Consider the following 12,673-nt stretch of genomic DNA (forward strand, 5'->3'; position numbering starts at 1 on the left):
CCCTCTCGATTGCAAGAACGCGCCCCATCCGGGCGCGTTTTTGGTTTTGGGGCAAGGTCCGTGTTCTGGTGATGGTGCGGGCGGGGGGACTTGAACCCCCACGGCACGAAGGCCCACGGATTTTAAGTCCGATATGTCTACCATTCCATCACGCCCGCATCGGGCGCATCGCTACCGGCTTGGGGCGGGCTTGGCAATCGGGTCGCGGGCTTTCGCCTGACCTTGCGGCAGATCAAGGCGCAGGTTCCGTCGTTGGGGCAGTCTGGAACCCGACGCGCAGATCCCGATGGCCAGGAGAGGCACCATGCCCCACCACGGACGCGATACGGTAACGGTTTCCCCGCCGACGTTCGAGCGCAGCGCCTTTGCACAGGTCGATGCCGGTCTGCCCGCCGGTCACGCCCCGATGGACCGCGACTGGCTGATGGCGCGATTTGCCGAAGGGCTGCAGATCCGGCTGCTGAAACAACCCGATACGGGGCTCGTGATCTTTCAGCCGGGCAAGCTTGCCTGGCGTCCAATCGAAGGGGCGGACCGCGCCCTGGTGGTGCAGGATTTGCGCATCGCGCCGGACCTGGTGGGGCGCGATGGCGCGGCACGGCTCTGGTCCGTGGTGGAGGGGTTCGCGCGGTATTACGGGCTGGCGGCGGTTCTGGCGCTGATCGGGCGGGGACCGGGCCTGATCGCGCCCGAGGTCGCGCCGGGGCGCGGCTGGTTGACGCTGGACGAGGGGCCAGGCGGCGTGCGGCTGATCGGGCGCATCTTGCAAGGGCCCTTGGCCCTGCCGCATCTGCCGCGAGACTGGGACGCGCGGGCCAAGGCGCTGGGGCCGGGTGTCGTCATCCAGACCACCGGCGAATGTCGCGCCTTGGCGGACCGGGCGCGGCGGATGCTGAGCGGCTTGTCGGCCCTGCGTATCCCGGCGCGGCATGACTGCCCTGGGGATGCCTGTGCGCTACGAAGCCGCGCCGTGCGGCCCGATGCGGTCTATTCCGTCATCGTGGACGGGCAGGTCATCGGCGGCCCGGAGGTGACGCTTGCCATGATCCTCGACCGTCTGGGGGGCGCTCAGAGCCCCTCGTAGGCGCAGATCGCGTGGACGGGCACGCCCAGCGCCTCGAGCCGCTTGCGCCCGCCCAGATCCGGCAGGTCGATGACAAAGGCGCATCCCACGACCTCGGCCCCCAGCCGTTCGACCAGGCGGATGCCCGCCTCGGCGGTGCCGCCCGTGGCCAGGAGATCGTCGACGATCAGGACCTTTTCGCCCGGTTCCAGCGCATCATCGTGGATTTCCACGGTCGCGCGCCCGTATTCCAGTTCGTAATCCTGTTCGATGGTGCGCGCGGGCAATTTGCCCTTTTTCCGGATCGGCACGAAGCCTTTGGACAACTGATGCGCCACCGCGCCGCCGAGGATGAAGCCCCGCGCCTCGAGCCCCGCGACGCGGTCGATTCGCGCGCCGACATAGGGCGAGAGCAGTTGATCGACCGCCAGCCGGAAACCGCGCGGATCCTGGAAGAGCGTCGTCACATCGCGGAACATGATCCCCTCATGCGGGAAATCGGGGATGGTGCGGATGTAATCCTGAACACTCTTGTGGGCGGTCATGCGGGATTGTCCTTGGTGCTGCGCGGCTAGAAGCGCGGATAATGGAGCCTGAGCGCGGCGGCATCCTGCCCGCGCAGCCAGACGGTGGAATTGCTGTATTCGGCAAAGATCGACCTGTCATAGGCCGTGCCGTCGATATCGGTCGGAAGGCCCATGGCCTGCACAAGTTCCTCGAGCACGACCGAGGCGATCTCGCGGCGGTTGATGTCCTGGCTGATGGCGATGGCGGCGGCCACGATATCTTCGCCGCGCGAACGCAGGGCGACGCGGGCGATCGCCATATCCGCCCCGTCGAGATCGGGCAGGCTGGTGCCGGTGATCGTGCCGCCCTGCGGCGTGTCGACCAGAAAGAGCGGCACGTCCAGATCGCCTTCGTAGACGCGGGTCAGGTAGAGATCCGCGCCCGAGGCGTTGATCTGCGCGATGGCCTCATCGATGGCGCGGTCGATCAGGTCGAACTTGTAGCTGGGAAAGGTCGGGGCGACGGCGGCGATGCCCACGCGCATCTCGCCCCGCCGCGCCTCGGGCCAGCGGATCATCGGCTTGGTGCAAGGGCCACCGGGCTCGGCTCCGCAGGCGACGAGCCGGTAGAAATCCTGATCCGAGATCAGGCCCGGAACCGGCACGAATTCCTGGCCCTCGACCGCAGTGGCGGCGAAGGCGAGGCTGGTCGCAAGGAAAAGCCCGGTACGCATGCCGCCAAGTGACGGCAAGCGGGGCCTGCGCGCAAGCGGGTCGCGCCAAGGCGCGCGCGCGCTGTTGCGCGAAGATCGCGGGCAGGGGTCAGCCGATCAGGTGACGCGTCAGAAAGGCCAATGTGTCACGCCGCATCGCGGGCGTCTCGACATGGCCCGTATCGGGCGACAGGTGCAGCTGCAGACCGTCCTGTGCCCGTGCATAGGCGCTCCGAAGCCGCGCCACCGCAGGGTCCCGTGCCGCCATTGGGGTCAGCGGGTCGGTGCCGCCCAGCCCCACGAACTGCGGGCGGGGCGCGATCAGGGCCGCGACATCGCCCATGTCCCCCTCGGCCAGAAGCCCCGGCACGGTCATGTAGGAGCCGTGCAGATCATGCGCGCCACTCGCAATCAGGGGCGCGATATCGGCCAGCACGCATAGATGCACAGAGGCCGCGATGCGCGGCTCGAGCGCTGCCAGCCAATAGGCATGTGTGCCGCCCATCGACAGGCCGAGCGTGGCGATCCGCGTGGCGTCCACCTCCGCCCGGGCGGCAAGCCAGTGAAAGGCCGCATGCAATTCGGCCAGCATCCGCCCCATCAGGGGCCGCCCCTGCCAAAGGGCTGCCTTGGCCAGCGCCGCTTCGGGCCCCTCGCCCTGCCGACCGCCGAAGGGCACCAGGTCGATGGCAAGGCTGGCAAAGCCCAGATCCGCCAGCGCCGGCCCATAGGCCGCCTGCAGGGCCGGACGGCCAAGGACCAGTTCCTCGGCCCCGATCTCGTAGCGATTGCCATGGGCATGGCAGTAAAGGATCGCGGGATAGGGTCCCGGCCCCTGCGGAGACAGGTAGATGGCGGGGACCTGCGCGCCGCCGATGTCGAGCTTGAAACGGTGCAGCCTGTGCGCCCCGAGCGCCACGCCCGCGCCGGGCTCGCCCAGCGCCATCTGGGCCGCGCCGCCCGGCTGGCCCAGAAGCTGCCACAGACGCGCGGCGCTCAGCATCGCCGTGTCACAACACCCGGCCCGCCACCGCCGACAGCTTTTCGACCATGGCCGGATCGCGCTTTTCGGGCGCGGTGAGGATCGCGTGATCGAGCGCCCGGTCGCAGCCATGCGGACAGGGCGCGCGGTCGCCCCCGAGGAGCCCGGGCAGACGCGCCACCAGCGCGCGCGCCTTGTCGGCATTGCCGGTCAGGACACGGACGATGTCGCTGATGTCGACGCTGCCGTGATCGGGATGCCAGCTGTCGTAATCGGTGATCATGGCGACGGAGGCATAGCAAAGCTCCGCCTCGCGGGCGAGTTTCGCCTCGGGCATGTTGGTCATGCCGATCACGTCGCAGCCCCAGACCTCGCGGTAGAGCTTCGACTCGGCGAGGCTCGAGAACTGCGGCCCCTCCATCGCCAGATAGGTGCCGCCCTCATGCACGGTGATCCCTTCGGCACGAGCCGCCTGCGCGCAGGCAGAACCCAGCCGGGGACAGGTCGGATGGGCGACCGAGACATGGGCGACAAGGCCGGGGCCGAAGAACGACTTTTCCCGCGCGAAGGTGCGGTCGATGAACTGGTCCACGATCACGAAATCGCCCGGTGCCATCTCGTCGCGGAAGGAGCCGCAGGCCGAAACGGAAATCACGTCCGTTACGCCCAGACGCTTCAGCGCATCGATATTGGCCCTGTAGGGCACGGAGGTCGGGCTATGCACATGCCCACGCCCGTGCCGGGGCAGAAAGGCCATGGGCACGCCGCCGAGCCGCCCGGTCAGCACCGCATCCGAGGGCGCGCCGAAGGGGCTTTGCACCTCGACCCATTCCGCATCCTCGAGCCCGTCGATCTGGTAGACCCCCGATCCGCCGATCACCCCGATCATCGTCTGCATCCTCTTGCCCTTTCGTATCGGCCACCCCGGGCCTCAGCCAAACATCGCGCCGCACGTGTCGCAAGCCCTCTTGCCTGCTTCATCTTTCCAAAAATATGCAGACCAAAGGCCGGTGATCCCGCGCGCCGTCACTCTCCGGGCCGCTTGAGGCTGAATTTCTCGCGGATGACCGAATAATCCCTATAGCCCATGCGGGTCAGCGGGTTGAAGGACAGCACGTCGAATTCCCCGTCCTTCAAACAATCGTCGCGCATATGCACGCCGATGACCTCGCCGAAGACGGCGAAATTGGCCGCACCTTCCAGCTGCACGATCCGGGTCAGGCGACATTCGAGCGCTGCGGGCGCGCCCGCCACGCGCGAACATTGGATGGTTTCGCAGTCGGCCCTGTCGATGCCCGCGAGCGCGAATTCATCCGTTTCCCTGGGCCAGGGCCCCGAAGTCTGGTTCATCGCGTCCCGCATCGCGTATTCCACGATATTCACGCAAAAGACGCCCGTTTCCCGGATATTGGCGACGCTGTCCTTGGTGTCGCCGCGATCCTCCTTGGCGGAGGTCGAGGCGAACATGACCTGCGGTGGCACATAGGCCACGGCATTGAAGAAGGAATAGGGCGCAAGATTGTCCGATCCGTCCGCGCCCCGGGTCGAGATCCAGCCGATGGGGCGCGGCGTCACGATGGCGTTGAACGGGTTGTGGGGCAGGCCGTGGCCATCGGCGGGGCGATAGAACATGGACGGTGTCTCCTTGCGCGGGTTTGTGCCAGACCTAGCGGCATGCTAGGCCAAGGGCCAGAGGCAGGGCACGGCGGGCATGTATCGGCTGGAGCAGGAAACATCGGCGGACCGTTGGGAGGTGGAGGCGCTTTACGACACCTGTTTCGCGCCGGGGCGCGAGGCGCTTTCGTCCTATCGCCTGCGCGACGGGGTGCCGCCGGTGGCGCGGCTTTGCCTCGTGGCGCGCGATCCCGATGGCATCCTTGCAGGCGCGATCCGGTTCTGGCCGGTGCGCGTGGGCCGGTCTGAGGCCCTGTTGCTGGGTCCCGTGGCGGTCCATCCGACCCGGCAGGGCGAGGGTCTGGGCGGCATGCTGATGCGCGAGGGGATGAAGCGGGCGGAGGAAGACCGCTGGCCGCGCATCATGCTGGTGGGCGATGAACCCTATTACCGGCGCTTCGGCTTTGTGAAGCTCGAGGGTGTGGAGATGCCGCCACCAACGAACCCCGAACGGGTTCTGGGTGTCGGCAAATGGGCAGGTATCACGGGCAAGGTCACGCGCTGGGCGCGGTGAGGGGGGCGGAAAACGCGCGTTTTCCGTGTCGAAAAACTCGAGTTTTTCGTCGGGCAAAACTGCAGTTTTGCCGCGCCTGTCGCGTCAGGCGCGTCAGGCGCGCAGCCTTGCCGCGATCATCTCGGCCGCTTTTTCCGCGATCATCGTCACGGGCGCATGGGTGTTGCCGCTGGGAATGGACGGCATGACCGAGGCATCGGCGATGGACAACCCGCCGATCCCGTTCACGGTCAGATCGGGGCTGACCACCGCCCCCGGATCCGGTCCCATCCGCGCGGTGGAGACGGGGTGAAAGATCGTCGTGGCGATATCGCCCGCAGCTTTCAAGAGCTCCGCTTCGCCATCCACCTGCGGCCCCGGCTTGATCTCGACCGGCGCGAATTCGGCCATGCGCCGTGTCGCCATCAGGGCGCGCGCATGGCGGATCGAATCGACCGCCACCCGCTGGTCGGCAGCGGCCGACAGGTAATTGGGCCGGATCGCGGGCGCGGCCCTGGGATCGGGCGAGGTGACATGCACCGCGCCGCGGCTTTCGGGGCGCAGGTTGCAGACCGACACGGTCAGCGCGGGGAAATCATGGAGCGGCTGGCCGAAGGCGTCGAGCGAGAGCGGCTGGACATGGTATTCGATATTGGGGGTCTCGTGCTCCGGCGAGGACCGGGTGAAGATCCCCAGTTGCGACGGCGCCATGGCCAGGGGGCCCGAGCGTTTGAGCGCGTAATCGAGGCCGATCTTCAGCTTGCCGAACGCGCTTGCGTAGTAATCGTTGAGCGTCCGGGCGCCCTTGATGCGGAAAATCGTGCGGATCTGGAGGTGATCGGCAAGGTTCTCGCCCACGCCGGGGCTGTCGTGGATGGGCGCGATCCCCAGGGGGCGCAGGATGTCGGGCCGCCCGATCCCCGACAGCTCCAGGATCTTGGGCGTGCCGATGGCCCCGGCCGCAAGCACCACCTCGCCGCCTGAGCGCGCGTGATGGGCCGCGCCATCTTGCCGAAAGATCACGCCTGTCGCCCGCTTGCCGTCGAGCGACAGGCAGAGCACCTCGGCCCCGGTCACGATGCGCAGGTTGGGGCGACGGCGCACCGGATCGAGAAAGGCCTTGCGCGCGTTCCAGCGCAGGCCGCGTTTCTGGTTGACCTCGAAATAGCCGGCACCCTCGTTGTCGCCGCGGTTGAAATCCGGGGTGCGGGGAATGCCCAGCTCGCCCGCGGCTTCGGCCACGGCGTCGAGGATCGGCCAGCTCAGGCGTTGGCGTTCGACGCGCAATTCGCCGCTGTCGCCATGCGCCTCGTCCGTGCCGCCGTGATAGGCCTCGGAGCGTTTGAAATAGGGCAGCACGTCGTCCCAGCCCCAGCCGGTATTGCCCATCTGCCGCCACAGGTCGTAGTCGCGCGCCTGGCCGCGCATGTAGATCATGCCGTTGATCGAGGAACAGCCGCCCAGAACCTTGCCGCGCGGGTAATTCAGGCTGCGCCCGTTCAGGCCCGGCTCGGCCTCGGTCTTGAGGCACCAGTCAAGGCTGGGGTCGCCCATGGCGTAAAGATAGCCCACCGGCACATGCACCCAGAGACGGTTGTCGCTGCCCCCCGCTTCGAGCAGCAGGACACGGCATTTGGGATTTGCGGACAGGCGATTGGCCAACACGCAGCCCGCCGAGCCCGCGCCGACGATCACCACGTCCCACTCGCCGAAATCCTGCGTGATCATGCCCGCCCCCGTAGCCCCCGTAGGGTGGGCAATCCTGCCCACCATTCCCCACACCAGTCCCGGCCCCGGTCTACCTCTACCGGTCGGGCGGCGTCCAGTCCGCGGGCGGCACATCGCGGCGGGCCAGCCTGAGCGCGAGGCCAAGCGCCACACCCACCCCGATGGCCACGGTCAGATCGGCCAGAACGGTGAGCGTCATGGTCAATAGAAGCAAGAGCCGGTCCGACACGCGACCCGTCGTCAGGTAGCCGCGCCAATGCTGGGGTTCGGACATGTTCCAGGCCGTCACCAGCAAAAGCCCCGCCAGCGCCGGCATGGCCAGATAGCCCGCAAGGGGGGCGGCCAGCATCATCACGGCAAGGATCACCAGCGCGTGGAAAATGCCTGCAAGCGGCGTCCGTCCGCCTGCGCGCACATTGGTCGCGGTGCGTGCGATGGCCCCCGTGGCGGGCAGGCCGCCCATCAGCGCCGAACCGACATTGGCCACGCCCTGCGCCATGATCTCGGCATTGGGGCGGTGGTTTCCGGCGACCATCCTATCCGCGACCATGGCCGAAAGCAGGGATTCGATCCCCGCCAGAAAGGCGATGATGAGCGCCGAGGGCAAAAGGTCGATCAGCCGCGCTAGCGTGATCTCGGGCAGGCGGGGCAGGGGCAGGCGGTCGGGCAACATCCCGAAGCGCGAGCCAAGCGTGTCGACCGGCAGGGACAGGATCGCCACCGCTGCCGAGACCACGCCCACCGCCACGATCAGGCCCGGAAAGCGCGGGAACAGGCGGCGCAGCGCAATGATGCCGAGGATCGCGCCAAGACCGATGGCAAAGCTGGGCCAGTCAAAGCTCGCGCGCGCCTCCCAGATCGCGGGGATGCGCTCGAGCGCATCGGCGGGCGTGCCTGCGGGAAGCGTGATGCCCATTGCATCGGGCAACTGGCTAAGCGCGATGATCGCCGCGATGCCGATGGTGAAGCCGTTGATCACGGGTTCGGGCACCAGCCGCATCAGGTTTCCGGCCTTGAGCAGCCCACCGATCACCAAGATGACGCCAGCCATCAGGGTCGCCAGCACCAGACCGTCGAACCCATGGGTGGCGATGACGCCATGCACAACCACGATGAAGGCCCCGGTCGGCCCCCCGATCTGAACCCGGCTGCCCCCAAGCGCCGAGATCAGGAAACCCGCGACGATGGCCGTCACCAGTCCCGTTTCCGGGGCCGCGCCCGAGGCGATGGCGATGGCAAGGCTGAGCGGCAGGGCGACCATGGCCACGGTCACACCCGCGACAAGATCGGCCAGCACGCTTTTGGGCGTGCTCTGGGGGAGCGTGGTAATGATCTTGGGCGTCAGCATGGGGCACGTTCAGTGGACGCCGGTCCGGGGCCGTCCCCCGGCAGTCGCATCCGCGGCACATCCTTGCGCCGCGTCGGGGGCGGCTGCAAGGGGGTGCTCAACCCTGACGCTTGAGCCATTCCATCACGGCTGGGCGCACCGATTGCGCACCGCTGGCGCGCGCCTCGTTGATCACCGCCCGCGCCTCGCGCAGGTCGACGCGGCGGATCAACGACTTGACCGGCCCGATGGAGGCAGGCCGCATCGACAGCGTGCGCAGGCCGATGGCGGCGAAACACAGCGCTTCGACCGGGCGGCCCGCATCCTCGCCACAGAAACTGAGCGGCGTATCGGTGTCGCCGCAGCGATGCACGATCTGTTCGAGAAAGGTCAGGAAGCTGACGTTCAGCGTATCGTAACGGCGGCGCACGCGTTCATTCTCGCGGTCGGCGGCAAAGAAGAATTGTTTCAGGTCATTGCCGCCGATCGAGATGAAATCGCATTCCTCGAAGAACCGGCGCGGCGCAAAGGCGAGGCTCGGGGTTTCCAGCATCGCGCCGATTTGCAGCGTCTCGGGCAGGACATGGCCCAGTGCCGCCTCGCGGTCCATCTCCCGCAACAGGTGATCGCGCGCCTGCGTGTATTCCTCGAGCTGCGCGACAAAGGGGAACATCACCGACAAGGGCCTGCCATTGGCCGCGCGGATCAGCGCCTGCAGCTGCATCCGCATGACGCCGGGTTTGTCCAGCCCCACCCGGATCGCGCGCCAGCCGAGCGCTGGGTTCGGTTCCTCGGTCGGCTTCATGTAGGGCAGGACCTTGTCCGAGCCGATGTCGAGCGTGCGGAACACCACGCGCTTTTCCCCCGCCGCATCCATCACGCGGGAATACAGCGCGGCCAGTTCGCCCCGGCGCGGCACCTTGTTGCGGGTCAGGAATTGCAGCTCGGTCCGGAACAGCCCCACGCCTTCGGCCCCCGACGACGGCAGCGAGGGCAGATCGGCCATCAGCCCTGCGTTCATCTGGAGCGAGATCACCGTGCCGCACAGCGCCTCGGCCGGTTTGTCGCGGATCGAGGCGTAACGCTCCTGCGCCTCGGCCTGCATGGCAAGCTTGTCGCGGAAGGCTGCAGCGACGTTTTCCTCGGGGCGCAGGTGGACGATGCCCTGATCCCCGTCGACAAGGATCGCATCGCCGTTCAATGCCTCGGTCAGGATGGGGCGGGCGTGGATCACGAGCGGGATGGCCAGCGCGCGGGCGACGATGGCCGCATGGCTGCCGACCGATCCTTCCTCCAGCACCACGCCGCGCAGACGCCGCCCGTAATCCAGAAGCTCGGCGGGCCCGATGTTGCGGGCGACCAGAACCGGGTCGGCGGGCAATTCGGCCCCGGTGTCCTTTCCCTGTCCCGTCAGTCGCCGCAAGAGCCGGTTGGACAGGTCGTCAAGATCGTGCAGCCGGTCGCGCAGATAGGCGTCGGCGACCGTTTCCATCCGCGCCCGCGCGGTCGATTGTTCCTTTTCCACCGCAGCTTCGGCCGACAGGCCACGGGCGATGTCCTCTTCCATGCGGCGCATCCAGCCGCGCGAATGGGCGAACATCCGGTAGGCTTCGAGCACTTCGCGCTGTTCGCCATCGGCCAGCGGCGCGCGGGTCAGCATGTCGTCGATGTCGAGCCGCAGCTGGTCTACGGCGGCGCGCAGGCGGGCCAGCTCCGCATCGGGATCGTCGGCCACGGGGCGGGTCACGACCACGCGGGGTTCATGCAGCCAGACATGGCCCATGGCCGTGCCTTCCTGCGCGCAGGCGCCACGGAACATCGCCTGGCTTTTGTGACGCTCGGCAAGGGCTGCACCTTCGCCGATGAAGGCGCCAAGCTCGGTCATCTCGGCCAGAACCATGGCGACGACCTCGAGGGCATAGACCTCGTCGTCGGAATATTCGCGCGCATCCTTGGATTGCACGACCAGAACGCCCAGACGTTCGCCCAGACGCTGGATCGGCACACCAAGGAAGCTGGAATAGCGCTCCTCGCCCGTCTCGGGCATGTAGCGGAAACCGCGTTCGGCGGGCGCATTGGCGGTGTTGATCGGTTGGGCGGCGCGGGCGACGCGACCCACGAGGCCCTCACCGATGCGCATGCGGGTGACATGCACGGCCTCGGGCGCAAGGCCCTGGGTGGCGCAAAGCTCCAGCGTGTCGGCATCGCGCAAAAGGTAGATGGAGCAGACCTCGGTGCCCATCGAATCCGCGATCAGGCGCGTGATGCGGTCGAGCCGTTCCTGCCCGGCGCTGGCATCCGCCATGACGGCCTGCAAGCGGCTCAGCAGCTTGCGGCTTTCGGTTTCGGTCCCTTGTGGCATCACCCTCGCCCACGGGCGACCTGCGATGGGCCGCCCCTTGTTCCGGGGATCAGGGATAGCGCGGGGGGGCGGGGGCGCGCAACGGGATTGGTGTCCCCGATGCGCGCAATTTCCCGATCAGTCGTTCAGCAGATCGGCATAGACGTGGCGCACGATGTTGTCGCGCGCGATGCCGCGACGCGCCAGTTCGGCATCGGACAGCGCCTGCAGCGCCTGGATCTCGTCAAAGCGCGCCTCGGCATTCTTGGCCAGGGCAAAGGCGCGGGCGAAGGCAGCGAGAACGCCGCCGACCTGCGCGAGCACGGAATGCGGGGCGGAAAACGGGGAAAGGGTCTGGGTTGCCATGATGGCCTCTGTCGGAAAGGTTCAGGTTCGTGTCCCGACAGAGAATAGGGCGCGGCGACCGGCTCGGTTAGGCCAGATGCTGCAATGCAGCATTGCGCTGGATGCAAGCCCCGCTGCCCTCAGGCCGCCCGGTCCAGTCCGAAGGCATCGTGCAGCGCCTGCACCGCCAGTTCCAGGTACTTGCGGTCGATCAGCACCGAGACCTTGATCTCGGAGGTGGTGATCACCTTGATGTTGATCCCTTCGTCGCGCAGGGTCTGGAACATCTTGGCCGCCACGCCCGCATGGCTGCGCATGCCGATGCCCACGATCGAGACCTTGCAGACATCGGTATCGGCCACGAGCCCCGCGAAATCGATCGCGCCGGCGGCCTTGGCATCGGCCATCGCCTTCTCGGCGCGCTTCACCTCGTTCACCGGGCAGGAAAAGGTCATGTCCGTCGTGCCGCCATCCGAGATGTTCTGCACGATCATGTCGACATTGACGCCGGCCTCGGCCAGGGGGCCGAAAATGGCGGCGGCGATGCCGGGGCGGTCGGCGACGCCTTGCAGCGTCATCTTTGCCTCGTCGCGGGAATAGGCCACACCGGCCACGACATTGCTTTCCACGATATCCTCCTCGGCACAGACGAGCGTGCCCGCGTCATCCGACATTTCCTCGAAACTGCTCAGAACGCGCAGCTTCACATTGTAGCGCATCGCCAGTTCGACCGAGCGCGTCTGCAAGACCTTGGCCCCCAGCGAGGCAAGCTCCAGCATCTCCTCGAAGGCGATGCGGTCAAGCTTGCGCGCCTTGGAGGTGATGCGGGGATCGGTCGTGTAGACCCCGTCCACATCGGTGTAGATGTCACAGCGCACCGCGTCGAAGGCGGCGGCAAAGGCGACTGCGCTCGTGTCCGACCCGCCGCGGCCCAGCGTCGTGATCCGCCCCTCGCGGCTGATGCCCTGAAAGCCCGCGATCACCGCGACCTTCATGCCTTCGCCGAATTTCTTGAGGATGTTCTCGGTCGGGATTTCCTCGATCCGGGCTGCCGCATGGGCCGAGGTGGTGATCAGCGGCACCTGCCACCCCTGCCAGCTGCGCGCGGGCACATCCATTTCCTGCAGGGTCAGCGCCATGAGCCCGGCGGTCACGTTCTCGCCCGCCGAGACGACGGCGTCGTATTCCCGCGCATCATAGAGCGGCGAGGTCTCCTCGACGAAGCCCACGAGCTTGTTGGTCTCGCCCGCCATCGCCGAGACGATGACGATCACGTCATGGCCGTTGGCGACCTCGCGGCCGACGCGCTTGGCGGCGCGGCGGATGCGGTCGAGCGTGGCGACGGAGGTCCCGCCGAATTTCATCACCAGAATGGACATGACCCGTCCCTTTGCCAGACGCCGCGCGTCATAAGACGGCATCTGCCCGCCTGCAAGAGCGGGCGGGACGCGGAGGACGCCTGCCCTTCATCTTTCCTCAAATATGCAACGGAGCGCGGCAG

At 67.4% G+C, this 12,673-nt stretch carries 12 protein-coding genes and 1 tRNA gene; 2 read left to right on the forward strand and 11 right to left on the reverse strand.

Annotated features, from left to right (window positions below):
* Window positions 1-72: 72 nt before the first annotated feature.
* A tRNA-Leu gene (locus AABA51_RS03265) sits at window positions 73-158 on the reverse strand.
* A 146-nt stretch (window positions 159-304) separates the two neighbouring features.
* Here AABA51_RS03265 and AABA51_RS03270 point away from each other — a divergent pair.
* Entirely contained in the window at window positions 305-1,084 is a 780-nt protein-coding gene (locus AABA51_RS03270) for a hypothetical protein (protein WP_338274367.1), read from the forward strand.
* On the opposite strand, the gene AABA51_RS03275 is transcribed toward AABA51_RS03270, so the two are convergent.
* From AABA51_RS03275 to AABA51_RS03295, 5 genes are all read right to left on the reverse strand, one after another.
* The gene (locus tag AABA51_RS03275) at window positions 1,069-1,608 is read right to left on the reverse strand and encodes an adenine phosphoribosyltransferase (RefSeq protein WP_338274368.1); all 540 of its coding nucleotides are present in this window, start codon (window positions 1,606-1,608) and stop codon (window positions 1,069-1,071) included. The genes AABA51_RS03270 and AABA51_RS03275 overlap by 16 nt on opposite strands.
* Before the next feature lie 26 nt (window positions 1,609-1,634).
* Window positions 1,635-2,303, reverse strand: a complete 669-nt coding sequence (locus AABA51_RS03280) for a DUF2927 domain-containing protein (RefSeq protein ID WP_338274370.1) — start codon at window positions 2,301-2,303, stop codon at window positions 1,635-1,637.
* 88 nt (window positions 2,304-2,391) lie between these two features.
* Window positions 2,392-3,285 (reverse strand): alpha/beta hydrolase family protein, encoded by an 894-nt coding sequence (locus AABA51_RS03285; RefSeq protein WP_338274372.1) that lies wholly within the window; start codon window positions 3,283-3,285, stop codon window positions 2,392-2,394.
* Between the two features lie 7 nt (window positions 3,286-3,292).
* Window positions 3,293-4,162, reverse strand: a complete 870-nt coding sequence (locus tag AABA51_RS03290; RefSeq protein ID WP_338274374.1) for an S-methyl-5'-thioadenosine phosphorylase — start codon at window positions 4,160-4,162, stop codon at window positions 3,293-3,295.
* A 128-nt stretch (window positions 4,163-4,290) separates the two neighbouring features.
* On the reverse strand, window positions 4,291-4,896 hold the full coding sequence (locus AABA51_RS03295; protein ID WP_338274377.1) for a flavin reductase family protein: 606 nt from the start codon (window positions 4,894-4,896) through the stop codon (window positions 4,291-4,293).
* A 79-nt stretch (window positions 4,897-4,975) separates the two neighbouring features.
* Between AABA51_RS03295 and AABA51_RS03300 the strand changes: the two genes are divergently transcribed.
* Entirely contained in the window at window positions 4,976-5,452 is a 477-nt protein-coding gene (locus tag AABA51_RS03300) for a GNAT family N-acetyltransferase (protein ID WP_338274379.1), read from the forward strand.
* 93 nt (window positions 5,453-5,545) lie between these two features.
* Here AABA51_RS03300 and AABA51_RS03305 read toward each other — a convergent pair whose 3' ends face one another.
* From AABA51_RS03305 to AABA51_RS03325, 5 genes are all read right to left on the reverse strand, one after another.
* Entirely contained in the window at window positions 5,546-7,159 is a 1,614-nt protein-coding gene (locus AABA51_RS03305; protein ID WP_338274381.1) for a GMC family oxidoreductase, read from the reverse strand.
* Between the two features lie 76 nt (window positions 7,160-7,235).
* A complete protein-coding gene (locus AABA51_RS03310) occupies window positions 7,236-8,507 on the reverse strand; it encodes a SulP family inorganic anion transporter (RefSeq protein ID WP_338274383.1) in 1,272 nt (423 codons plus the stop codon).
* Between the two features lie 97 nt (window positions 8,508-8,604).
* On the reverse strand, window positions 8,605-10,848 hold the full coding sequence (ptsP, locus tag AABA51_RS03315; protein WP_338274385.1) for a phosphoenolpyruvate--protein phosphotransferase: 2,244 nt from the start codon (window positions 10,846-10,848) through the stop codon (window positions 8,605-8,607).
* A gap of 117 nt (window positions 10,849-10,965) precedes the next feature.
* On the reverse strand, window positions 10,966-11,193 hold the full coding sequence (locus tag AABA51_RS03320; protein WP_338274387.1) for a hypothetical protein: 228 nt from the start codon (window positions 11,191-11,193) through the stop codon (window positions 10,966-10,968).
* 119 nt (window positions 11,194-11,312) lie between these two features.
* Window positions 11,313-12,551, reverse strand: coding sequence for an aspartate kinase (locus tag AABA51_RS03325; RefSeq protein ID WP_338274388.1), 1,239 nt, complete (start codon window positions 12,549-12,551; stop codon window positions 11,313-11,315).
* Window positions 12,552-12,673: the final 122 nt, after the last annotated feature.

It is taken from the genome of Roseicyclus marinus, from assembly GCF_036322625.1.
Taxonomy (GTDB): domain Bacteria; phylum Pseudomonadota; class Alphaproteobacteria; order Rhodobacterales; family Rhodobacteraceae; genus Roseicyclus; species Roseicyclus marinus_A.